We start from the raw sequence: 23,427 nt of genomic DNA on the forward strand, positions 1-23,427 counted from the left end.
GGCCCCTCTGCCCGGTCGTTGAAAGAAAAATGGCGGTTCGGCAGGCCGAAGCCTGCGTGAACCGCCATTCTATCGGGGCCGGGATACGATCCGGCGGGCCGGCCGCGCCGCGTTCGTGCGGCGGGCCGGCCGGCGTTCGCGTCAGGCCGCCTTCGCGGCGACCTTGTAGCGCTCGAGCCAGTGCGCGTACGACGCGGGCAGCGTCCACGACGGCCGTTCGACGCCGAGCTGCTTCGCCGCGTAGTACGGCCAGTGCGGATCGGCCAGATGCGCGCGGCCGACCATCACCAGGTCAAGCTGCTGGTCGGCGACGACGCGCTCGGCGAGCTGCGGCGTGTCGATGCCCCACGCGGACGCCACCGGCAGCCCCGCCTCGCGGCGCACGCGCTCGGCCACCGGCGCGAGGAACGCCGGGCCCCACGGAATCTGCGCGTCGGGCGTCGAGAAGCCGACCGACACGCTCAGCATGTCGAGCCCTTCGGCCTTCAGGCGCTGCGTGAGCGCGATCGATTCGGCGAGCGTCTCGTCGTCGCGGCCGTCGTATTCGATCACACCAAAGCGCGCCGTGAGCGGCAGGTGCTCGGGCCACACCTTGCGGACCGCCGCGAGCGTCTCGACGAGGAAGCGGCCGCGATTCTCGGCCGAGCCGCCGTATTCGTCGTCACGCTGGTTCGCGTGCACCGAGAAGAAGCTCTGGCCGAGATAGCCGTGCGCGAAATGCAGTTCGAGCCATTCGAAGCCGATGTCGCGCGCACGCTTGGCCGCCGCGACGAAATCGGCCTGCACGCGGGCGATGTCGTCGCGCGTCATCGCGCGCGGCACCTTCGGCAGGTGCGCGCCGAACGGCACCGCCGACGGCGCGATCGTCTGCCAGCCGCGCGGGTCGCCGTCGGCGATGTGGTCGTCGCCTTCCCACGGCCGGTTCGCGCTCGCCTTGCGGCCCGCGTGCGCGAGCTGGATGCCGGGCACCGCGCCGGCCGCCTTGATCGCGGCGACCGACGGCGCGAACGCGGCGGCCTGCGCATCGTTCCACAACCCGGTGCAGCCGGGCGTGATGCGGCCTTCCGGCGACACGGCGGTCGCCTCGGCGATCACGAGGCCCGCGCCGCCGCGCGCGATGCCGGCGAGGTGCACGTGATGCCAGTCGTTGGCGACGCCGTCTTCGGCGACGTACTGGCACATCGGCGGCACCGCGATGCGGTTGCGCAGCGTGACATCCTTCAGTTTGAACGGTTCGAACAAGGCAGACATCCACGACTCCTTTGGTTGGTTCTGCAAAGCAAAGCGACAACTCGGCCCGCCGCGCACGCGGCGCGGTGGAACGATTCGATGCGCCCGCCGGCGCGAACCGGCGGACGGGTGACAGGGCGGCGCCGGCGCGATCGGCGCCGCGCGGCGGTTACGCGCGCTTGAGGATCCCGAGCAGCGCGTCGGCCGCCGGCGCCGACGACGCCGGGTTCTGGCCGGTGATCAGCAGCCCGTCGGCCACGACGTACGGCGCCCAGTCGGGGCCGTGCTCGAAGCGCGCGCCGTTGGTCTCGAGCATGTCCTGCACGAGGAACGGCACGACTTCGGTCAGCCCGACGGCGGCTTCCTCGCTGTTCGTGAAGCCCGTCACGCGCTTGCCGCGCACGACCGATTCGGCCGTCCGCGGGTCCTTCACGTGGCGCAGCACGCCCGGCGCATGGCACACGAGCGCGACCGGCTTGCCGGCGCCGAGCGTGCGCTCGATCAGCGAGATCGAATGCAGATCCTCGGCGAGATCCCACAGCGGGCCATGGCCGCCCGGGTAGAACACGGCGTCGTAGTGGTCGGGCGACACATCGACGAGCTTGCCCGTGGCGGCGAGCTGCGCCTTCGCGGCAGGGTCCGCGTCGAAACGGCGGGTGGCGTCGGTCTGCGCGGACGGATCGCTGCTCTTCGGGTCGAGCGGCGGCTGGCCGCCGTTCGGCGATACGAGCGTCAGTTCGGCGCCCGCGTCCTTGAACGCGTAGTACGGGGCGGCCAGCTCCTCGAGCCAGAAGCCGGTCTTCCTGCCGGTGTCGCCGAGGGTGTCGTGCGAAGTCAGGACAACCAGAATCTTCATGATCGGTTACTCCTCAGAAAGGGTTGAAACGGGGCCGTGCGGCGCCCGGCCCGGTTCAGAGGCTCGCTTCGAGCACGCGGCGGCTGACGTCGAGCGTCACGTCGCCGTGCTCGCCGAGCGCCGTCATCCCGTGCGCGTCGAGCTGCGCGACGAGCCCGTCGATCGCGTCCGCGCCGATCCCGTAGTCGGCCAGGCGCGTCTTCACGTCGAGACTGTCGAAAAACGCACGGGTTCGCTCGATCGCCGCGTCGATGCGCGCGTCGTCGCTGCCGCCGGTCAGGCCCCAGACCCGCGCGGCATACTGCAGCAGCTTGTCGCGCTTCGCGTCGCGGCGCACCGCCAGCATCGACGGCAGCACGATCGCCAGCGTGCGCGCATGGTCGATGTCGTAGCGGGCGGTCAGTTCGTGCCCGACCATGTGCGTCGCCCAGTCCTGCGGCACGCCGGCGCCGATCAGGCCGTTCAGCGCGAGCGTCGCGACCCACATCAGGTTCGCGCGCACCGTGTAATCGTGCGGCTGAGCAAGCGCCTTCGGGCCGATTTCGATCAAGGTTTGCAGCAGCCCTTCGGCGAAGCGGTCCTGCGCGAGACCGCCGGCCGGATACGTCAGATATTGCTCCACGACGTGCACGAATGCATCCACGATTCCGTTCGCGATCTGGCGCGGCGGCAGCGTGTAGGTCTTCACCGGGTCGAGCACCGAAAAACGCGGGAACGTGTGCGGGCTGCGAAACGCGAGCTTCGCGCCGAGCGCCTTGCGGGTGATCACGCCGCCGTTGTTCATCTCCGAGCCCGTCGCGGGCAGCGTCAGCACGCTGCCGAGCGGCAGCGCGTCGCGCACGTCCGCGCCGTGCGTCTCGAGAATCCGCCACGGCTCGCCGTCGTAGCGCCCCGCCGCCGCGACGAACTTGGTGCCGTCGATCACCGAGCCGCCGCCCACCGCCAGCAGGAAGTCGAGGCGGTCGCGGCGCACCAGCGCCACGGCCTCCATCAGCGTCTCGTACGACGGGTTCGGCTCGATGCCGCCGAACGACGCGACGTGGCGGCCCGTGAGCGCGGCGCGCACCTCGCCGAGCGTGCCGTTCTTCTCCGCGCTCGCGCCGCCGTAGAGCACCAGCACGCGCGCGTCGGCCGGCACGAGGTCGGCGAGGCGGGCGATCGTGCCGTCGCCGAATACGATGCGGGTCGGGTTCGCGTAGTCGAAATTCTGCATGCCATCCTCAATCTAATAGACCAGTCGTCTAGTCAGCGGCGATAAAAAAACGCGACGATGTCGCGCATTGCGCCAACCGACCGAGCGCCATGATGGCCCGGCCGGCAGCCTGCCGACCGTCGCCGTAGCGCTCATGGGATGCGATGATAGACGGTTATTAGACCAGTCGTCTAGAGATCGGGATTCGACCTTACGGTCGACGTGGATTTCGTCTCACGATTGCGGGCGGCCGGGCGACCGACGCGGGCCACGCCGCCCCCGCGCCCCGCCGTCGCGCCCCGTCACGCGCGCGCCGGCCCGTCGGTATCGCCCGCGTCGATCACCGGCATTTCCAGCCGCTCGCCGCGCACGCCGCCGTCGATCATGCCGAGCATCAGCTCCGCGATCGAGCGCCCGGACGCGTGCCCGGTCGGCTGCGCGATCGCGGTCACGCGATGCGGATGCGCAATGTCCGCGGGCACCCCGTCGTAGACGATCAGCGACAGGTCCTCGCCCAGGCGCCGCCCGCTGGCGGCGATCGCGCGAAATGCGCCGCCGCCAGCGATGTTGTTGTCGACGAGCACCGCGCTCGGCGGCGCGGGCTGCGCAAGCAGCGCCTGGGCCGCCTGCAGCCCGCCGTCGCGCGTGAACGGGCACTCGACCAGCAAGGCCGGATCGGGCGCGATGCCGGCCTCGCGCAGCGCCGCTTCGAAACCGGCGCGCCGCTGCGCGGCGAAGTTCAGCGTGAGCGGCGCGCTGATCATCGCGATGCGCCGGTGGCCGAACCCGATCAGCCGCTTTACGGCCGCCTTCGCGCCGGCCTCGTTGTCGAAGTCGAACCACGCGTACGGCTCGGCCTGCCGGGTGCGCCCGTAGGCGACATACGGAAACCCCCGCGATTGCAGGAACGCGATGCGCGGATCGTCGACCAGCGTGCGCGCGACGATCAGCCCGTCGACCAGCTTGCCGTCGACCAGCCGCCGGTAGCTGTCCAGCTCGGCGTTCGGCCGCGCCGACACGATGATGAAATCCAGGTTGCGCTCGGCCAGCCGCTCGGTAATCCCCGCCACGACTTCGCCGAAGCGCGGATCCCCGAGATCGCCGGCGCCGAACGGATAGACGATCCCGATCGCGTCCGCCCGGCCGGTCGCGAGACGGCGCGCGGTCGGATCCGCGACGTAGCCCATCTCGCGCGCCGCCCGCATCACCCGCTCGCGGGTCGCCTCGCTCACGTCGTCATAGCCGTTCAGCGCACGGCTGACCGTCGTGCGCGACAGCCCGAGCGCATCCGATAGCGCCTTCAGATTCACCTTCACCGTCATTCCTCGCAGTCTGGTGCCGCCCGACCGAACCGGTCTTTCCGGGCAATTATTTCCACCTGGTAAGCATTACCGTCAAATAAATATCTTTTGACGTCCAAACCGGTTTGAAATAGCATCCAAACCGGTTTGGACATCGATGCCACCCTCAGACGTTCCCGTTCACCCAATTTCGAGACAACGCCGAGATGACATACTTTCCCCTTTTCCGTTCGCTCCCGTGCAAACGTTTGCTGCTCGCTGGCGGCGCACTGGCCGCCTTCGCGGCCGGCACGACCGCGGCGCACGCGCAGGCCGCCGGCGCCCCCGCGCCCACGCCGCATACGCAGCAGGCCTACGACCCCGAAGGCAATTTCACGATGCGCTGGACGCGCGCCGACATCCGCCAGATCGTCGCGCAGTCGCATACGCCCGGCGCCGACCGGAATTCGCTGCCGCAGGCCCTGTCGATGCCGAACATCCCGCAGGACTTCCCGCTGATCAACCCGGACGTGTGGGTATGGGACACGTGGCCGCTCGCCGACCTGCGCGCGAACCAGCTCAGCTACAAGGGCTGGGAGGTGATCTTCTCGCTCACCGCCGATCCGCATGCCGGCTATACGTTCGACGACCGCCACGTGCATGCGCGGATCGGCTTCTTCTACCGCCGCGCGGGCATCCCGGCGGCGCAGCGGCCGGCCAACGGCGGCTGGACCTGGGGCGGCCATCTGTTCCCGGACGGCGCGAGCGCCAAGGTGTTCGGCACCGCGCCGATGACCAACAACGCCGAATGGTCGGGCTCGGCGCGCCTCACGAACGGCGGCAACGTGAGCCTCTACTACACCGCGACGTCGTTCAACCGCTCGGCGCCCGGCGGCGCCGACATCACGCCGCCGCAGGCGATCATCACGCGCGCCGACGGCCACATCCATGCCGACGACAAGCACGTGTGGTTCAGCGGCTTCGACGATCACAAGGCGCTGCTGCAGCCGGACGGCAACTATTACCAGACGGGCCAGCAGAACACCTACTTCTCGTTCCGCGATCCGTTCGTGTTCACCGATCCGGCGCACCCGGGCAAGACCTACATGGTGTTCGAGGGCAACACGGGCGGCCCGCGCGGCGCGCGCACCTGCACCGAAGCCGACCTCGGCTACGCGCCGAACGACCCGTACCGGGAAGACCTCAACGCGGTGATGAATTCGGGCGCAGTGTATCAAAAGGCCAATGTCGGCCTCGCGGTCGCGACGAACCCGCAGCTCACCGAATGGAAGTTCCTGCCGCCGATCCTGTCGGCGAACTGCGTGGACGACCAGACCGAGCGCCCGCAGATCTACCTGAAGGACGGCAAGTACTACCTGTTCACGATCAGCCACCGCACGACGATGGCGGCGGGCGTCGACGGCCCGGACGGCGTGTACGGCTTCGTCGGCAACGGCATCCGCAGCGACTACCTGCCGCTGAACGGCGGCGGCCTCGTGCTCGGCAACCCGACCGACTTCACGGCGCCGGCCGGCGCGCCGTACGCGCAGGATCCGAACCAGAACCCGCGCGAATTCCAGTCGTATTCGCACTTCGTGATGCCGGGCGGGCTCGTCGAGTCGTTCATCGACGCGATCGGCCCGCGCCGCGGCGGCACGCTCGCGCCGACGGTGAAGATCAACATCAACGGCACGTCGACGGCGGTGGACCGCCAGTACGGCCGCGGCGGGCTCGGCGGCTACGGCGACATCCCCGCGAACCTGCCCGCGCAGGGCCCCGGCCACTGACGGCGGCCGCGCGCGCCTCGGGCGTGTCCCGTGCGCGCGTGCGTCACCCTTCGGTCAACCCGCGCGCCGCGCCCTCTCCGGATCGCGCGGCGCGCGCTTCCCCGCCTTCTTTCCGCTTCGCCCGCCGAAGCACGGCTGCACGCATGAAATTTCCGTCCGCAAGCTTTACGTTCCGCGCGGCGGCGCTGCTTCTGGCATGTGCCGCGAACGCGCACGCATCGGCCCCGCCGTGCCCCGCGCCCGCCGCCGACGGCACGCCGCAGTGGCGGCCCGCGCTCCATTACACGCCGCAGCGCCACTGGATGAACGATCCGAACGGCCTCGTCTACGAGAACGGCCGCTATCACCTGTTCTATCAGTTCAATCCGGCCGGCAACGACTGGGGCAACATGTCCTGGGGCCACGCGACCAGCACCGACCTCGTCCACTGGCGCGAGCAGCCGGTCGCGATGCGCGCGAACGCCACCGAGGAGATCTTCTCCGGCTCGATCGTCGCCGACACCCGCAACACGTCCGGCCTCGGCGCGCCGGGCCAGGCGCCGCTGGTCGCGCTGTATACGAGCGTCTACAAGGCCGGTTCAGGGCACGCGCCCGGCACGCAGGCGCAGTCGCTCGCGTACAGCCTCGACCACGGCGCGACCTGGCAGCCGTACGCGCACAACCCGGTGCTCACGCTCGATCCGGAATCGAAGCAGTTCCGCGACCCGAAGGTGTCGTGGTACGCGCCGGGCGGCTACTGGCTGATGACGACCGTCGTCGCCGACGCGCAGGTCGTGAAGCTGTACCGCTCGAACGACCTGATCCACTGGGATTTCCTCAGCGACTTCACGCTGCCCGGCGTGCCGCATGACGGCGCGCTGTGGGAGATGCCCGACCTCGTGCCGCTGCCGCTCGACGACGATCCGCGCCGGACCAAATGGGTGATGATCGTCAACGTCAATCCGTGGTCGATCGCGGGCGGCTCGGGCGCGATGGCCTTCGTCGGCGCGTTCGACGGCCGCACCTTCAAGCCCGACCGGGTCGCGCCGGCCGGCTCGGATCCCGCGCAATTCCAATGGGTCGATCACGGCGCCGATTTCTATGCGGCCGGCACGTTCTCGGGCGCGCCCGGCGCGCGGCCCGTCGCGATCGCGTGGATGAGCAACTGGGATTACGCGGCGCAAGCGCCCACCGCGCCGTGGCGCGGCGCGATGACGCTGCCGCGCGCGTTCGCGCTGAAGACGATCGACGGCGAACCGCGGCTCGTCGTCACGCCGGCGCCGGCGTTCACCGCGTGGGCCGACGGGCGGCCCGCGACGCATCTCGGCGACGTGGGCGTCGCGTCGGCGCTGCGCGAACTGCCGGCCGCGACGCGCGGCACGGTGCAGCGCATCACGCTGACGCTCGCGCCGCAAACCGCCGCGCGCGCGGGAATCGTCGTGCGGCGCTCGGCGGATGGCGCGATCGGCACGCGGATCGTCTACGACACCGCGCAGCGGACGCTGACGCTCGACCGCTCGGCATCGGGCGAGTCGGGTTTCTCGAACGCGTTCAGCCGGCAGCACATCGTGAACCTGCCGCTCGTCGACGGGCGCCTGCCGCTCGAGATCGTCGTCGATCGCGGCTCGGTCGAGGTGTTCGCCGGCCACGGCCGCGCCGCAATCACCGACCTCGTCTTCCCGCCCCGCGACGCCGACCGGATCGCGGTATTCGCCGAGCATGGCCGCGCGACGTTCGGCGGGCTGACGGTGACGCACCTCGCGGAGCCGGGCGGCGCCGGCCCCGCTTGCCGCGAACGCTAGCGTCGCGGGCCGGATCGCGCGCGGGGCGTGCGGCGCGCGGGGCGGCAGCCCCCGCGCCGCCGTCCGCTCAAAGCAGCCCCATCCCGCCCGACGCGATGATTTCCGCGCCGACGATGAACGCGGACTCCGGCGCGCTCAGGTGCAGCACGGTCGACGCGATTTCCTCCGGGGTGCCGAACCGGCCGATCGGCACGAGGCCCTTGATCTTGTCGGCGGTCGCCTCGAGCGTCGCGGCGTCGAGCCCGAGCTTGCCGTACAGCGGCGTCTGCACGGGCCCCGGGCTGACGACGTTCACGCGCACGCCGTTCGGCAGCAGTTCCGTCGACAGCGTCTTCGCGAACGAATTCACCGCGGCCTTGCTCGCCGCGTAGAGCGACGAACCGGGCATCCCGATATGCGCATTGATCGAGCCGTTGATCACGATCGACGCGCCGCGGTTCAGCAGCGGCACGAGCGACTGGATCTGGAAATACGCGCCCTTCACGTTGGTATCGAAGACCTGGTCCCACAGCGCCTCGTCGATGTCCGCGAACGGTGCGAGCTTCGCCACGCCCGCGTTGACGAATACCGCGTCGAGCCGCGCGCCCGCGGCGGCGATCGCGCTCGCAAGCTCGCGCGCCGCCGCGACGCTGCCCGTTTCGTTGCGGATCGCGAGCGCGTCGCCGCCGAGCGTGCGCTGCGCCGCAGCGAGCGCGTCCGCATCGCGGCCCGTCATGATCACGCGCGCGCCTTCGGACGCGAATGCCTGTGCGGCCGCGAGGCCGATGCCGCTGGTGCCGCCCGTGACGAGCACTGTCTTGCCGGTGAAACGTTCCATGATGTTCTCCAGTGATTCCGGTGAATGACCGTGACTGCATGGTGCGCGTGAAGCCGCGCGCTGCCGTGCCGCGCGCGTGATGAACACGTTCGAAATCGTCGAACGTTCGCGGTACTCGCGGTACGTTACGGCAGCACGTCGATCCCGTCGAGCAGCCGCTGCGCGAGGCGCGGCTCGCGCAGCCGGTCGAGCCACCATTGCAGCGCCCGGCCTTCGCGATCGCCGTGCCACCCGACGTACAGGACATTCGGCTCGCGCGGATCGGCGGCCGGCATCTCGACCAGTTCGCCGCGCGCGAGCAGCGTCGCGGCGCGCCGCCGCGGCACCCAGCCGACGCCGAGCGCATCGCGCTGCGCGAGGATCTTCGCGCGCATCGACGGCACGGCCAGCACCGGCTGCCCGCCCAGCACGCCGTATACGCGGCCTGCCGCGCTGCGCGACGAATCGGCGACCACCACCGCGCGATGCGCGCCGATCGCGTCGCGCGTGAGCGGGCCGCGCGCCGCCGCGAGCGGATGGCGCGGCGACACCGCGAACACCCAGTCGAGCGCGCCCAGCTCGAACCACTTCAGCCCTGGAATCGCCGGCGGCTCGTTGGTCGCGCCGACGATCAGGTCGGCGCGGCCGTCGCGCAGCGCTTCCCAGGTGCCGCCGAGCACCTCGTGCGTGAAGCGCAGCGACACCCCCGATTCGAGCGCGTCGAACGCGCGGATCACCGGCATCATCGAGTCGAATTCGAGCAGCTCGTCGCTGACGATCCACAGCCGGTCCTCCCAGCCGTTCGCGATCTGCCGCACCCGCTGCGTGAGCCGCGCGACGTCCAGCATCAGGCGCGCGGCCTCGTCGGCCAGCAACTGGCCGGCCGGCGTGAGCTGCAGCCGGTAGCGGCGCCGGTCGAACAGCAGCGCATCGAACCGCGCCTCGAGCTGGCGCGCCGCGTGCGACACCGTCGACGGCGCCTTGCCGAGGCGCGCCGCCGCGCGCGACAGGCTGCCGGTCGCGCGAATCGCATCGAGCAGCGCGAGTTCTTCTTCTGACAACATGGCCACGCTCCGGGTCCGGGGATTGACGTGCATCGTAAGGCCGCCGGGCGCGGCGGTTCAACCCCGGCGCGGCGATTCACGCGTCATACTCGCGGTATCCCGATTCCGGCGAAATCCCCAAACCCGAGGTAACCACCGCGATGGACATCGCGATCCACATCGAAGGCCGTCACGACCTGACGGGGCAAATCTTTCGCCAGCTGCGCACCGCGATCGTCGACGGACGCCTCGCGGGCGGCGCGCGGCTGCCGTCCACCCGCGATCTCGCCACGCAGCTCGGCGTGTCGCGCAAGACGACGCTCGACGCGTTCGAGCAGCTCGTCGCCGAAGGCTACCTGTGGACGCGGCGCGGCGACGGCACGTTCGTCGCCGACGGCCTCGCGCGCGTGCCGCACGGGCCGGCGGCGGCGACGCCGGCGATCGCCGCGGAAGCCCGCCCCGCCGATGCGCCGGACATCCGCACCGTGTGGACCGACCTGCCCGACGCGCTGGCCATGCCGGAACCGCTGCCCGGAGCCGGCTTCGACTTCCGCGGCGGCGTGACCGACAAGACGCTGTTCCCGTTCGACGCGTGGCGCCGCTGCCTGCATCACGCGCTGCGCCTGCAGGCGCGCGGCCCCGGCCAGTATCACGACCCGGCCGGCGACCAGCAGCTGCGGCTCGCGATCGCGCGCTACGTCGCGTTCAGCCGCGCGGTTGCCTGCAACTGGCAGGACGTGATCGTCACGCAAGGCGCGCAGCAGGCGCTCGACGTGCTCGCGCGCGTCGTCGTGCGGCCCGGCGACGTGGTCGCGGTGGAAGATCCCGGCTACCCGCCGGCGCGCGCCGCGTTCGCATCGCTCGGCGCGACGGTGGCCAGCGTGCCGGTGGACGCGCACGGGCTCGTCGTCGACCGGCTGCCCGACGACGCGCGGCTCGTCTACGTGACGCCGTCGCACCAGTTCCCGCTCGGCATGCCGATGAGCCTCGAGCGGCGCGTCGCGCTGCTCGAATGGGCGCAGCGGCGGCGCGCGGTCGTGATCGAGGACGACTACGACGGCGAATTCCGCTTCGAGGGCCGGCCGATGGAATCGCTGAAGAGCCTCGACCGCGCGGGCCTCGTCGCGTACGTCGGCACGTTCTCGAAGACGATCTTCCCCGAGCTGCGGATCGGCTACGCGATCCCGCCCCGCGCGCTGCACGCGGCGCTCGCGAAGGCGAAGCAGGTCGTCGACTGGCACAGCTGCACGCTGACGCAGGCCGCGCTCGCGCGCTTCATGCTCGACGGCGATTTCGCGCGGCACCTGCGCCGCGTGCAGAAGCACTACGACGCGCGCCGCAAGGTGCTGCTCGCGCACCTGCGCGGCGGCCTCGCGCCGTGGTTCGACGCGATCGTGCCGGTGGCGGGAATCCACCTCGCCGCACGCCTCAGGCCGGGCCTCGACGAGGCCGCGCTGGTCGACGCGGCGCGCGCGCACGACCTTGGGCTGTACGGCCTCTCGGCCTTCCATGTCGACGTGCCGCGCGAGGCGGGCTTGCTGTTCGGCTATGGCGGCATCGACGCGACGCGCATCGATACGGCGCTCGCCCGGCTCGCCGCGCTGCTGCGGGCGGGTGTCTGACGCCGCGCCACTGGTTACCTCGATATACCTGAAATTGGTCATTCCGGAAGGCCAGCGCGGTCATTAATCTGGGTCCTGTCGCGCCACCGTGCGCATCAACCGAACGAGGACCTGCCATGCAACCGCGCCTGAACTTCTATACCGCCAGCCCGAACGCGATCAAGGCGATGCGCGCCGCCGAGGAATTCCTGGCCAAAAGCGCAATCGAGAAGCCGCTCGCCGAACTCGTGCGCCTGCGCGCATCGCAGATCAACGGCTGCGCATTCTGCGTCGACATGCACACCACCGACGCGCGCAAGGGCGGCGAAACCGAGCGCCGTCTCGCGACCGTCGTCGTGTGGCGCGAAACGCCGTTCTTTACCGACCGCGAGCGCGCGGCGCTGGAATGGACCGAAGCGCTGACGCTGGTCGCGGACAACCACGTGCCGGACGCCGTCTGGGAAGCCGTGAAGCCGCATTTCAGCGACGAAGAGCTGTTCGACCTGTCGATGCTCATCGCGACGATCAATTCGTGGAATCGCTTCGCGATCGCGTTCCGCAAGATGCCCGAGTGAGGAGGCGGCGATGACCCGCAGCATGTATCTGCGCGCCGCCGCCGCGTGCGTCGCGCTCGCGCTGGGCGTTGTCGCAACAGCCGCGCATGCGCACGACGGCAACGCAGGCAGCGACAACGTCCGGCCGGTCATGAAGCAGGCCGTGCCGGAAGCGCCCGGCAAGCTGGCGGTGGTCGCGACGGTCGACTATGCGCCCGGCTAGGCGTCCGAGCCGCATCGGCATCTCGGCTCGGTGTTTGCGGTCGTGTCGAAGGGCGAGGTGCTGTCGCATGTCAACGACGGCCCGCTGCGCCGCTATCGCGCAGGCGAAGGCTGGTACGAGCCGCCCGGCTCGCGGCACCTCGTGTCGCGCAACGGGAGCGCTTCCGCGCCAGCGCAGATCGTCGTGTTCGGGCTGACGGGCGAGCACGATCCGCTGAAGTCGCCGCTGGAACACTAGCGGCCCTGCGCGGAGCCGGTGGCCGGGGCGGCCAGCCGGTCCGCCGCTTCAGAAGGTCGTGCCGCCGACCGTCGCCGAGTCCAGTTCGCGCGTCACGACCTGCCCCCCGCCGTTGCTGGCGACCGACTTGACCAGGCCGACGCCCGGGGCCAGCCAGTCGTCGGCGATCGTCGTGCTCGTCATCGCCGGACCGGTCAGCTTCTCCGTCGCGTGATAGTGGCAGGTGTTGTTGAAGACCTTGCCATTCTTGAGGGTCACCGATTCACGCGCGACGTATGCACGGTCGATCGACACGCTCGTCGAGGCCCCGGCGGCCGGCGCGACCGGCGTATCCATGTAATTCGCCGACTCGCTCCCCGAGAGCCCGATCGTCTCCGCATACGGCGGTGAATTCACGTCCCGCAGCACCAGCGCGCCTGCACTGACGACCTCCCCGCCGTAGTACGTGCGCGCGCCGTTGCCGACCAGATAGTAGCGATTGGTCTGGATCGGCGACCCGGGCGTGGTTTCGGCCTGCTGCGTCAGCGAGACGCCCTGGAATGTCGCCGGCGCGTAAGTCCGCGTGTAGATGCCGTTGTCGACGATCTGGCCTTGCGGCGACGCCTGCAGATACACGTGCAGCTTCACGGTATCGCCCGGCTGATAGACCGGATCGCATTCGAGATTCGACGTCGGCGTCGGGCTCGCGCTGCCGGTCGCCGCGGCCGGAGCAGGCGAATCGTCGCCGCCTCCGCAGCCGGCCAGAATCATGGCGGCAAGAACCGCCATCGGCCACCCTGTCGTGTGCTTTGTCGTCATTGTTCCCTCGGAAAAAAATGCTGTTCGTGCGCTCGGACGGCGCTTGGCTGTTGCGAGCCAATGATATGGCGATGCGTCCGGCTTGAAGGTGTCGATGCGTCTCGATCTGGTGGCCGTCCGTCTCCTCGGATACAAGCATTCGCCCTCCCCGCGTTTCTATAGCTGCTCCCTTCATTTCCGCATCGCGCCGCCCCGCACCATACGGCCTTCGGCCCGCCCACCCGCGCCGCCATTCGCGCCGCGCCTGACACCCGTCCACTTCGTCGAAAACCCTTCCTTGAAATTAACTAACCCGTCAATTAGCGTCGACTGCATGAACGCGAAATCCACCGCACCGAAACCGCGCGGGCGCCGCCCGTCGGTGGACGATTTCGACCTGCGCAACCACATGCTCGACGTCGCGACCGCGCTGTTCGCCGAGCGCGGCATCGCGGCCACGACGGTCGCGCAGATCGCGCAAGCTGCCGGCGTCACGTCGGCGATGGTCCACTACTACTTCACGAATCGCGAACAACTCCTCGACGCGATCGTCGAGGAACGTCTCGCGCAGGTGATCGCGTTCGTCTGGCAACCAACCGAGCCACAGGTCGAGAACGACCCGTTCGCGCTCGTCGGCGAACTCGTCGCGCGCTTCTTCGACGTGACCGCCCGGATGCCGTGGCTGCCGTCGCTGTGGCTGCGCGAGATCGTCAACGAAGGCGGGCTGCTGCGCGAACGGATGGTCAAGCGGATTCCGCTCGAGCAAATCGGCCGCTTCGCCGAGCGCATCCGGCGCGCGCAGCAGGCGGGCATCGTGAATCCCGCGCTCGAACCGGCGCTGCTGTTCCAGTCGATCATCGCGCTCGTGATGCTGCCGCTCGCCACCGCGAAGCTGTGGCGCGGCGCGCGCGGGATGCCGCCGATCGATCGCGACGGGCTGCAGCGGCACGTCGGCGCGCTGCTCGGCTTCGGAATGCAGCCCCCGCCGCCCGCCCGTGCAGCCAGGAGGCGATCGTGACGACGAAGCGCGCCGCCGCATCGTTCGCGCTCGCCGCCGCAGCCATCGCGCTCGCCGCCGGCTGCAAGCCACGCGCCGATGAGCGCCCGACCTACCAGGGCTACGTCGAAGGCGAATTCGTCTACCTGTCGTCGTCGCAATCGGGCACGCTCACGCAGCTCGCGGTGCAGCGCGGCCAGACGGTCGCCGCGAACGCGCCCGCGTTCGCGCTCGAAGCCGTCAACGAAACGGCCGCGCTGCAGCAGGCGCAGCACCAGTTCGCCGCCGCGCAGGCGCAGCTCGCGGACCTGCGCACCGGCAAGCGGCCGCCGGAAGTGAACGTCGCGAAGGCGCAGCTCGCGCAGGCCGCCGCGCAGGCCCGCAAGGCCGCCGAGCAACTGGCGCGCGACGAGCGGCAGTACCAGGCCGGCGGCATCGCGAAGCAGCAGCTCGACGATTCGCGCGCGGCCGCGCAGACGAGCGCCGCCCAGGTGCGCGAGCTGCAAAGCCAGGTCGACGTCGCGCGCCTGCCCGGCCGCGCGCAGCAGGTCGCCGCGCAGGCCGCGCAGGTCGATGCCGCGCAGGCGGCGGTTGCCGAGGCGCAATGGAAGCTCGACCAGAAGCGCGTCGCCGCGCCGGCGGCCGGGCGCGTCTACGACACGCTGTACCGGCTCGGCGAATGGGTGCAGGCCGGCAGCCCGGTCGTGCAGATGCTGCCGCCGCAGAACGTGAAGGTGCGCTTCTTCGTGCCCGAGGCCGCCGTCGCGGCGCTCGCGCCCGGCCGCGCGGTCGAGATCCGGTGCGACGGCTGCGCGGCCGGCGTGCCCGCGCGCATCACCTACGTGTCGAGCGAGGCCGAATACACGCCGCCCGTCATCTACAGCAACGAAAGCCGCACGAAGCTCGTGTTCATGGTCGAGGCCCGGCCGGCCGCCGCCGACGCGCCGAAGCTGCATCCGGGCCAGCCGGTCGCCGTGAGGCTGCCATGAACGCCCCGGGCGCCCCGTACGCGATCGACGTCGACAAGCTGAACAAGCGTTTCGGCGACAAGCACGTGGTAAAGGACGTGTCGCTGCGCGTCGCGCGCGGCGAGATCTTCGGCTTCCTCGGGCCGAACGGCAGCGGCAAGACGACGTCGATCCGGATGATGTGCGGGCTGCTCACGCCCGATTCGGGCAGCGGCACCTGCGTCGGCTACGACATCGTGCGCGACAGCGCGCAGATCAAGCGCCGCGTCGGCTACATGACGCAGCGTTTCTCGTACTGGGAAGACCTGTCGATCCGCGAGAATCTCGACTTCGTCGCGCGCGTCTACCAAATGCCCGACCGCAAGGCGGCCGTCGAACGCGCGCTCGACGGCCTCGGCCTGACGAACCGCGCGAGCCAGCTCACCGGCGCGCTGTCGGGCGGCTGGAAACAGCGCCTCGCGCTCGCCGCATGCATGCTGCACGGCCCGGAACTGCTGCTGCTCGACGAGCCGACCGCCGGCGTCGATCCGGCCGCGCGCCGCGATTTCTGGGAAGAGCTGCACCGGCTCGCCGCGCAGGGCATCTCGGTGCTCGTCAGCACGCACTACATGGACGAGGCCGAGCGCTGCCACAAGCTCGCGTACATCGCGGACGGCGCGCTGCTCGCGCAGGGCACGTCGGCGGAGATCGTCGCGTCGCAGGGGCTCGCGACCTGGGCGATCACCGGCGAGCACCTGACCGAGCTGTCCGCGCGGCTGCGCACGATGCCGGGCGTCGACCAGACGGTCGTGTTCGGCACCGCGCTGCACGTGAGCGGCCGCGACCGCCGCGCGCTCGACGCGAGCGTCGCGCAGGTCGCCGCCGACGCGGCGCTTGGAGCCGCGCCGATCGACACCGGCCTCGAGGACGTGTTCATCTTCATGATGGGACGCCACGCGGCCGGCCTGTCCGGAGGCGCGCGGTCATGAACACGCCGTCCTGGTGGCATGTGTCGTTCTCGCTCGCGCGCTGGTGGAGCATCGTGCTGAAGGAGTTCCTGCAGCTGCGCCGCGACCGCGTGACGTTCGCGATGATCGTCGGCGTGCCGATCATCCAGCTCACGCTGTTCGGCTTCGCGATCAACACCGACCCGAAGCACCTGCCGACCGCGGTGATCGTCGCGGATTCGAGCCCGTTTGCGCGCAGCTTCGTCGCCGGGATGCGCAACTCCGCCTACTTCGACGTCGTCGCGACGCTGCCCGACGAGGCGACCGGCCGGCATGCGCTCGCGCGTGGCGACGTGTTGTTCGTGCTGAGCATTCCTGCCGATTTCTCGCGCCGGCTGCTGCGCGGGGAACGACCTTCGCTGCTCGTCGAGGCCGATGCGACCGATCCCGTCGCGACTGCGTCGGCCATCGCGGCGCTGTCGGGCCTCGTGCAGCCGGTCGCGGACAAGGACCTGACCGGCCCGCTCGCGCGCCTGAACGGCCGCCCGGCCGCGTTCGACGTGCGGCTGCATCGCCTGTACAACCCCGAGGGCATCACGCAGTACAACGTCGTGCCGGGGTTGATGGGCGTCATCCTGACGATGACGATGGTGATGATGACGGGCCTCGCGATCACGCGCGAACGCGAGCGCGGCACGATGGAGAACCTGCTCGCGACGCCCGTGCTGCCGCTCGAGGTGATGACGGGCAAGATCGTGCCGTACGTGTTCATCGGGCTGATCCAGGTGTCGATCATCCTCGTGGCGGCACGCTTCGTGTTCCAGGTGCCGTTCGTCGGCGGCGTGCTCGCGATCTACCTGTCCGCGCTGCTGTTCATCGCCGCGAACCTGACGGTCGGCATCACGCTGTCGTCGCTCGCGCAGAACCAGTTGCAGGCGATGCAGCTCGCGGTGTTCTACTTCCTGCCGAACATCCTGCTGTCGGGCTTCATGTTCCCGTTCGCGGGGATGCCGAAATGGGCGCAGTTCGTCGGCAACCTGCTGCCGCTCACCTACTTCAACCGCCTCGTGCGCGGCATCCTGCTCAAGGGCAACGGCTGGGCCGACCTGTGGCCGTCGGTGTGGCCGGTCGCCGTGTTCACCGTGATCGTGATGGCCGTCGCGCTGCGCTTCTACCGGCGCACGCTGGACTAGGCGCGCCGCGATGTCATTCGTCCGCCGCCGTGTTCGCGTCACTGCCTGCGTTGCGTCCGTCGCGGCGCTCGTGTCCGGCTGCGCGGTCGGGCCGGACTTCGGCACGCCTGCGGCGCCGCCGACGCAGCGCTATACGCGCGGCGCGCCGCCCGCGACGACGGCGTCGGCCGGGGGCGCGGCCGGAAACCCGCAAACCTTCGCCATCGCCGGGCACGCGCTGCCGCGCTGGTGGACGCAGTTCGGCTGCGAGCCGCTGAACCGGCTCGTCGACGACGCGCTGAAGCACAGCCCCACCGTCGACGCGGCGCGCGCGAAGCTCGACGAAGCGCGGCAGAACTATGTCGCGCAGGCCGGCGCGACGCAGTGGCCGAGCGTCGACGCGAAGCTGTCCGGCACGCGCGAGAAAGTCGACACCGCCGCGTTCGGGCTGCCGGCCAACGTGCCGAACCCGGGGCCGTTCACGCTGTACAACGCGTCGGTCAGCGTGTCGTACGTGCTCGACGTATTCGGCGGCAACCGGCGCGCGCTCGAAGCGCTGCGCGCGCAGGTCGACTACCAGTCGTACGAACTCGAGGCGGCGCGATTGACGCTGGCGGGCAATGTCGTCGCGACCGTCGTCCGGCGCGCGTCGCTCGCGCGGCAGCTCGCGCTGACGCAGCAGCTCGCGGATGCGCAGGCGCGCCAGTTGCGCATCGTCGAAGCGCGTCATGCGGCGGGCGGCGTGTCGACGGCGGACGTCCATGCGCAGCGCACGCTGCTCGCGCAGACGCAGGCGTCGCTGCCGCCGCTCGCGGCGCAGCGCACGCAGGCCGATCACCGGCTCGCGATCCTGATCGGCATGCCGCCCGCGGAAGCGGACCTGCCGGACGTGCCGCTCGACGCGCTCGCGCTGCCCGGTGCGCTGCCGGTCACGTTGCCGTCCACGCTCGCGCGCGAGCGGCCGGACATTCGCGCGGCCGAGGCGGTACTGCATCAGGCGAGCGCGAACGTCGGCGTGGCGACCGCGAACCTGTATCCGCGCTTCGCGATCTCGGCCGGCGCGGGTTCGGAGCGCACGCGCATCGCGGATATCGTGAACGGCCTGAATATCTGGAACATCGGCCTGAACCTGACGCAGCCGCTGTTCCACGGCGGCGAATTGCGCGCGAAAAAACACGCTGCCGAGGCCGCGTACGATGCGGCGCTCGCCGATTACCGGCAGACCGTGCTGCTGGCGCTGCAGCAGGTCGCGGATGCGATGCGCGCGGTCGAACAGGACGCGGAAACGCTGCGGTCGCGCGACGAAGCGGCGCGCGAAGCGGACGCGAGCAACACGATTTCCGCGGCGCGTTACGCGGCCGGCGGGCTCGGCGAATTCGGGCTGCTCGACGCGCAGCGGCAGGCGCTGCAGACGGCGCTCGATCGCACGCGTGCGCAGGCGGATCGGCTCGCCGATACGGCGGCGCTGTTTCAGGCGTTGGGGGGAAGCTGGATGGCGCCGTGACGCGCGTAGTGAACCGGCATGAAAAAGATGGCCCCGCCGGGCCGGGCAGCGGAGCCACGAAAGACATGCCGGCGATACGCGGCTCGGAGATTGCCGCATGGAGAGGGGGAATTGCGCTGGCTTCTCCGTCGGTATCGTCAAGGAGAAGCGTAGCGAGGTCGGACGGTCGCTTGAATGGACCGGACGTCACGCGCTCGGCCCGGGAAAGATGGATCGGGCCACGTCGAGCGGCAAACGCGGACGAAAAAAAACCGGCCCGAAGGCCGGCTTTCATACCGCATGCTGCAAGCGGCGCTCGCGCGCCGCGCGGAATCAGAAGCGGTGGATCAGGCCGACGCCGACGCCGATCTGGTTCTGGTTCGAACCTGCGCTAACGCCGTCACCGATCGAGGTCGTTGCTGCGATGATCTTGCCACCGTTCAGCGTGTTGCCGCTTGCGTGCTGGTATGCCTCAACCGCGTACAGGCCCGTGCGCTTCGACAGGCTGTAGTACTGCGACAGCGTGACCTGGTGGTACTTCGCCGAGCTCGTGACGCCGTTCGACTGCGTTGCCGCCGTGTACGAGTAGCCAGCCGCGAAGTCCCACTGCGCGTTTGCCTTCCAGTGCAGCACGGCACCGCCCGTGTTGAAAATCGCCGTGTTGCGGAACGACGAACCGAGGCCCGGAATGTACTGGACGTTCGAGTACGACACCGAGATGTCCCATGCCGGCGTGAACTGGTAGCCGGCCGTCACGGCGACGCGCTGCTGCGATTGAGCCGACTTGTAGCCGTTGTTGATCGCCGACACGGCCTGCTCTGCGCCGTTGCCGCTCGTATCCAGGCCGTTTTGCGCGGTCGAGTTCGCGCCCCACACACCGCCGCCCAGCGTCGAGTTGTTGATGCGCTGGTAGCCGACTGCGATGCCTGCCGGGCCATTCAGGTACTGGATTGCCGCGCTCCAGGTCGAGCCGCGGTTGAAGCTGCCTGCGACACCGCCGAGCGAGTACGAACCGCCGACCGTGAAGCCGTAGAACTTCGGCGACATGTAGACGAGCGAGTTGTTAGCGCGGTAGCTGGTATCCAGCGAGTCGATATCGCCCGGGTGCGCGCCGTAATAGCCGGTCAGCCAGGTCGTCGGGCTGTACGGCGACAGCAGCGTGTAGTACGCGGTGTACTGGCGGCCAGCCGTCAGCGTACCGTACGCCGGGTTGGTCAGGCCGACCCATGCCTGGCGGGTGAAGATGCCGCCCGTCCACTGCGACGTGCCGTCGTTGGTCCTCACGCCAGCTTCCAGCTGGAAGATCGCCTTCGTGCCGCCACCCAGATCTTCAGAACCCTTCAGGCCGAAGCGGCTGCCCGCCCACACGCCCGTGGACATCAGCACCTTCGAGTGACCGCCCGAGGTGTCGCCGGCCTTCGCCGCTGCGTTGTTCTGGTAAGCGATACCGTTGTCGACGATACCGTACAGGGTCACGCTGCTCTGAGCGTGGGCGGCGGTGGCGGCTGCAAGGCCAGCTGCCGTCATGGCGAAAGCGACGCGCTTTTTCATTGATTCTCCGTCCTCAAAGAATGAATTCTTATCTGGTGTGGTTCTGACACATGTGCGAGTACATGCGGACGCAATTCTGACGGATTGCCGATTGTTTCCCAACCTGCCGGGTCGGTCATCGTATGATCGACGCAACGCGAAGGTTCACTAAACAGTTACGCGCGGCCCGCAGCGGCATAGCCGGCGCGGGTTTCAGGCATTTCCCAGTGAAAACCCTAGCTTTACATTTTTACGCGTGCAACCGTTTCCATCCGGGGTCGTCATATGCCCGCGCGATGGATTTCATGGATGAATCCGCGCCCGGGCGATGGCTTCCTTACGCCGCGACCGCGGAGGATGCAGGACGGATATGACGGTGGTATTTCGGCAACCGAATCGTTGCACCGGGGTTGCTGCATGCAGCGAAACAATCGCTTGGGATATCGAACGGGCGCCCTCGTCCGGGCCTCAGTGCGCACCCGGCGCATTGACCCGAATCAATGAATCGACGGATTCGATCAGCCGCTCCACCCGCGCCTCGATCGCCGCGTTCGAACCGACGATCGCGAGCGACGACGCCATGATCCGGTAGATGCGCTTGCGCGGCACCTTGGCCGGCCGCGCCGGGTCGAGCCACGCGTCGTGGCCGGCCAGCAGCTCGAACGTCTCGAGGCCGATCAGGATCGGCCACAGGCATGCGAGGCGCAGCCGCACGAAGCGGCGCGGAATCGCGACGGTGTACCGGCACGCGTCGCGATACTGCGCGAGCGCGACGCGCAGCAGGTCGACCAGCACGCCGCGCGCGCGCGGCGACGCGTCCGGCCGCAGCAGGTCGGCCACGCCGAGCCCATGTGCGTCCAGCACCTCCTGCGGCAGGTAGCAGCGGCCGATCCGCAAGTCCTTCGCGCAGTCGCGCAGGATGTTGGTCATCTGCAGCGCCTTGCCGAAGCGGATGCCCTTCTCGCGCATGTCCGGCAGGTTCCAGCGCCGCGCGGCGCGCGTGTGCATGCCGGTCATGTCGGTCCAGAACTCGCCGACGCAGCCGGCGACGAGGTACGTATAGCGGTCGAGCGCGTCGCGCGACGGCAGCGCGGCCACCTGCCCCGCCTGCTCGTCCGGGAACGTGCGCAAGTCGAACTCCATCCCCGACGTCAGCGTCGCGACGACCTTGCGGATCGCCGCGCTGTCGGCGTCCGTCTGCGCGCGCAGCAGCGCGAGCATCGGCGGCATCGAGCCGAGCAGCACGTGTTCGTGGGAATCCGTCTGCATCCGCGTCACGTCTTCCAGCGCGCGGGACAGCGCGACGCCGTCGTCGAGCTGCTCGACGTTCTCGCGCAATTGCGTCAGCAGCGCCGCGCGGCGGTCCGGCGCGACGAGCGCGGTATCCGCGATCGTGTCGGCCGCGCGCGCGAGCAGGTACGCGAGGCCGACCGGGTTGCGCATGCCGTCCGGCAGCACGCGCAGCGTCAGGTAGAAGGAGCGGGAAACGTTCTTGAGGAGTTCGCCGAGCAGGTAGGCGGGATCGGTTTGGGTCGTCATGGGTCCGGGAAATTCGGCGGGACCGCACGCCGGACGCGCACGGCATCCTGCGCCCGCCCCCGCCCGGCGATGCAAAAGTCCCGCAAGTTTAGTGCATCCGGCGCAAGACCCGGCCAAGGACAGCGTCGCGGCAGCGGCCGGAAGCCCCCCACCCGTCGAATCAACCGGAAAGCATCGAGTAATACATGTGTAATGATCCGATGAGACGATCCCGTCCCGTTCGGGATCGTTTACATGCCTGCGCCAGAATCGCGCGGGCCGTCCCGAAACCCTCCCGTTCCACCCCAACCCGTTCCGAAGGTTCATCGACATGTTCTTCAAGCGCCCGTTCGCCCACCGCTGCGTCCCGCTCGCCTGTGCCGCCACGTTCCTGCTCGCCGGCTGCGGCGGCGACGACGTCACGTCAGATCCCACGCAGCCGATTGCCGCCAGGGTGCAGGTGGTCGGCCACCGCGGCGCGAGCGCGCTGCGCCCCGAGCACACGCTGGCGTCGTACCGCAAGGCAATCGAGGACGGCGCGGACGTGATCGAGCCCGACCTGGTTTCCACGCGCGACGGCGTGCTCGTCGCGCGCCACGAGAACGAGATTTCCGGCACGACCAACGTATCGGCGCTGCCGCAGTTCGCGAGCCGCAAGACGACCAAGACGATCGACGGCGTGCAGCTGACCGGCTGGTTCACCGAGGACTTCACGCTCGCCGAGCTGAAGACGCTGCGCGCCCGCGAGCGCATTCCGCAGATCCGTCCGGCGAACACCGCGTACAACGACCAGTTCGAGATCCCGACGTTCGACGAGATCGTCGCGCTCGCGAAGCAGATGTCCGCGCAGGTCGGCCGCACGATCCACCTGTATCCGGAAACCAAGCACCCGACCTACTTCCAGTCGATCGGCCTGCCGCTCGAGGATCGCCTCGTCGATGCGCTGCTCAAGGATGCGTACACGGCGACCACCGCGACCATCTACATCCAGTCGTTCGAGGTCGCGAACCTGAAGACGATCCGCAACCGGATCCGCGCGAGCCAGCCGAACTGGAAGCTCGTGCAGCTGATGGACGACGCCGCGCAGCGCCCGTACGACTTCGTGAAGGCGAACGACAAGCGCACGTACGGCGACCTGTCGACGCGCGACGGCATGCGCGAGGTCGCGACCTACGCGAACGGCGTCGGGCCGTACAAGACGTCGATCATCGCCGTGAACGCCGACGGCACGCTGCAGGCGCCGACGCAGTACGTGCGCTACGCGCACGAAGCCGGCCTCGTCGTGCACCCGTACACGTTCCGGCCGGAAAACAACTTCCTGCCGGCATCGCTGAAGGACGGCGGCGCGGCGAGCGCGCGCAACACCGCCGGCTCGGTGCGCGAGATCCAGGCGTACCTGCGCGCGGGGATCGACGGCTTCTTCACCGACGATCCGGCGGTCGGCCGCACGGCGGTCGATACCTTCAAGCGCTGAGC

General features: G+C 69.7%; 19 protein-coding genes and 1 pseudogene. 11 read left to right on the top strand and 9 right to left on the bottom strand.

The window, feature by feature from the left end; translation table 11 throughout:
- Positions 1 to 141: 141 nt before the first annotated feature.
- From ABFO07_RS23135 to ABFO07_RS23150, 4 genes are all read right to left on the bottom strand, one after another.
- A complete protein-coding gene (locus ABFO07_RS23135) occupies positions 142 to 1,251 on the bottom strand; it encodes an NADH:flavin oxidoreductase/NADH oxidase (RefSeq protein ID WP_059807843.1) in 1,110 nt (369 codons plus the stop codon).
- 148 nt (positions 1,252 to 1,399) lie between these two features.
- Positions 1,400 to 2,086 carry a type 1 glutamine amidotransferase domain-containing protein gene (locus ABFO07_RS23140; protein ID WP_322231928.1) on the bottom strand — a complete coding sequence of 229 codons (687 nt, stop codon included), beginning with the start codon at positions 2,084 to 2,086 and terminating at the stop codon, positions 1,400 to 1,402.
- A gap of 55 nt (positions 2,087 to 2,141) precedes the next feature.
- The gene (locus ABFO07_RS23145; protein WP_060149482.1) at positions 2,142 to 3,299 is read right to left on the bottom strand and encodes an iron-containing alcohol dehydrogenase; all 1,158 of its coding nucleotides are present in this window, start codon (positions 3,297 to 3,299) and stop codon (positions 2,142 to 2,144) included.
- Between the two features lie 281 nt (positions 3,300 to 3,580).
- Positions 3,581 to 4,600 (bottom strand): LacI family DNA-binding transcriptional regulator, encoded by a 1,020-nt coding sequence (locus tag ABFO07_RS23150; protein WP_322231926.1) that lies wholly within the window; start codon positions 4,598 to 4,600, stop codon positions 3,581 to 3,583.
- A 185-nt stretch (positions 4,601 to 4,785) separates the two neighbouring features.
- Between ABFO07_RS23150 and ABFO07_RS23155 the strand changes: the two genes are divergently transcribed.
- Complete coding sequence (locus ABFO07_RS23155) at positions 4,786 to 6,345, top strand: glycoside hydrolase family 68 protein (RefSeq protein WP_347469630.1); 1,560 nt, start codon at positions 4,786 to 4,788, stop codon at positions 6,343 to 6,345.
- 143 nt (positions 6,346 to 6,488) lie between these two features.
- The gene (locus ABFO07_RS23160; RefSeq protein WP_347469631.1) at positions 6,489 to 8,126 is read left to right on the top strand and encodes a glycoside hydrolase family 32 protein; all 1,638 of its coding nucleotides are present in this window, start codon (positions 6,489 to 6,491) and stop codon (positions 8,124 to 8,126) included.
- Between the two features lie 67 nt (positions 8,127 to 8,193).
- Here ABFO07_RS23160 and ABFO07_RS23165 read toward each other — a convergent pair whose 3' ends face one another.
- Positions 8,194 to 8,943, bottom strand: a complete 750-nt coding sequence (locus tag ABFO07_RS23165; protein WP_059883665.1) for an SDR family oxidoreductase — start codon at positions 8,941 to 8,943, stop codon at positions 8,194 to 8,196.
- Positions 8,944 to 9,068: 125 nt separating this feature from the next.
- On the bottom strand, positions 9,069 to 9,986 hold the full coding sequence (locus ABFO07_RS23170; protein ID WP_059807861.1) for a LysR family transcriptional regulator: 918 nt from the start codon (positions 9,984 to 9,986) through the stop codon (positions 9,069 to 9,071).
- Positions 9,987 to 10,126: 140 nt separating this feature from the next.
- On the opposite strand from ABFO07_RS23170, the gene ABFO07_RS23175 reads away from it, so the two are divergent.
- The 3 genes and pseudogenes from ABFO07_RS23175 to ABFO07_RS23185 all read left to right on the top strand — a co-directional run bounded on the left by ABFO07_RS23175 (position 10,127) and on the right by ABFO07_RS23185 (position 12,580).
- Positions 10,127 to 11,587, top strand: a complete 1,461-nt coding sequence (locus ABFO07_RS23175) for a PLP-dependent aminotransferase family protein (protein ID WP_124490557.1) — start codon at positions 10,127 to 10,129, stop codon at positions 11,585 to 11,587.
- A gap of 116 nt (positions 11,588 to 11,703) precedes the next feature.
- Complete coding sequence (locus ABFO07_RS23180) at positions 11,704 to 12,141, top strand: carboxymuconolactone decarboxylase family protein (protein ID WP_059561082.1); 438 nt, start codon at positions 11,704 to 11,706, stop codon at positions 12,139 to 12,141.
- A gap of 10 nt (positions 12,142 to 12,151) precedes the next feature.
- Positions 12,152 to 12,580 (top strand): annotated as a pseudogene (locus ABFO07_RS23185) (cupin domain-containing protein).
- Between the two features lie 48 nt (positions 12,581 to 12,628).
- On the opposite strand, the gene ABFO07_RS23190 reads toward ABFO07_RS23185, so the two are convergent.
- Complete coding sequence (locus ABFO07_RS23190) at positions 12,629 to 13,378, bottom strand: hypothetical protein (RefSeq protein ID WP_347469632.1); 750 nt, start codon at positions 13,376 to 13,378, stop codon at positions 12,629 to 12,631.
- A gap of 313 nt (positions 13,379 to 13,691) precedes the next feature.
- Here ABFO07_RS23190 and ABFO07_RS23195 point away from each other — a divergent pair, with 313 nt between their 5' ends.
- From ABFO07_RS23195 to ABFO07_RS23215, 5 genes are read left to right on the top strand one after another with little or no spacing between them, the layout of a single operon-like run.
- Positions 13,692 to 14,375 carry a TetR/AcrR family transcriptional regulator gene (locus ABFO07_RS23195; RefSeq protein WP_059807866.1) on the top strand — a complete coding sequence of 228 codons (684 nt, stop codon included), beginning with the start codon at positions 13,692 to 13,694 and terminating at the stop codon, positions 14,373 to 14,375.
- The gene (locus tag ABFO07_RS23200; RefSeq protein WP_375782266.1) at positions 14,369 to 15,343 is read left to right on the top strand and encodes an HlyD family secretion protein; all 975 of its coding nucleotides are present in this window, start codon (positions 14,369 to 14,371) and stop codon (positions 15,341 to 15,343) included. Before ABFO07_RS23195 ends, ABFO07_RS23200 begins: the two co-directional genes overlap by 7 nt.
- Positions 15,340 to 16,290 carry an ABC transporter ATP-binding protein gene (locus ABFO07_RS23205; protein ID WP_059561095.1) on the top strand — a complete coding sequence of 317 codons (951 nt, stop codon included), beginning with the start codon at positions 15,340 to 15,342 and terminating at the stop codon, positions 16,288 to 16,290. The genes ABFO07_RS23200 and ABFO07_RS23205 overlap by 4 nt, the downstream gene beginning before the upstream one ends.
- Complete coding sequence (locus tag ABFO07_RS23210) at positions 16,287 to 17,441, top strand: ABC transporter permease (RefSeq protein WP_347469633.1); 1,155 nt, start codon at positions 16,287 to 16,289, stop codon at positions 17,439 to 17,441. The genes ABFO07_RS23205 and ABFO07_RS23210 overlap by 4 nt, the downstream gene beginning before the upstream one ends.
- Before the next feature lie 10 nt (positions 17,442 to 17,451).
- Entirely contained in the window at positions 17,452 to 18,924 is a 1,473-nt protein-coding gene (locus tag ABFO07_RS23215) for an efflux transporter outer membrane subunit (RefSeq protein ID WP_347469634.1), read from the top strand.
- A 312-nt stretch (positions 18,925 to 19,236) separates the two neighbouring features.
- Here ABFO07_RS23215 and ABFO07_RS23220 read toward each other — a convergent pair whose 3' ends face one another.
- Positions 19,237 to 20,454, bottom strand: coding sequence for a porin (locus ABFO07_RS23220; protein WP_059910834.1), 1,218 nt, complete (start codon positions 20,452 to 20,454; stop codon positions 19,237 to 19,239).
- A 447-nt stretch (positions 20,455 to 20,901) separates the two neighbouring features.
- Positions 20,902 to 21,972, bottom strand: coding sequence for a phytoene/squalene synthase family protein (locus ABFO07_RS23225; protein ID WP_059807890.1), 1,071 nt, complete (start codon positions 21,970 to 21,972; stop codon positions 20,902 to 20,904).
- A gap of 310 nt (positions 21,973 to 22,282) precedes the next feature.
- On the opposite strand from ABFO07_RS23225, the gene ABFO07_RS23230 reads away from it, so the two are divergent.
- The gene (locus tag ABFO07_RS23230; protein ID WP_059910827.1) at positions 22,283 to 23,425 is read left to right on the top strand and encodes a glycerophosphodiester phosphodiesterase; all 1,143 of its coding nucleotides are present in this window, start codon (positions 22,283 to 22,285) and stop codon (positions 23,423 to 23,425) included.
- Positions 23,426 to 23,427: the final 2 nt, after the last annotated feature.

It is taken from the genome of Burkholderia stagnalis (assembly GCF_039848545.1).
In the GTDB taxonomy this organism is placed as follows: domain Bacteria; phylum Pseudomonadota; class Gammaproteobacteria; order Burkholderiales; family Burkholderiaceae; genus Burkholderia; species Burkholderia stagnalis.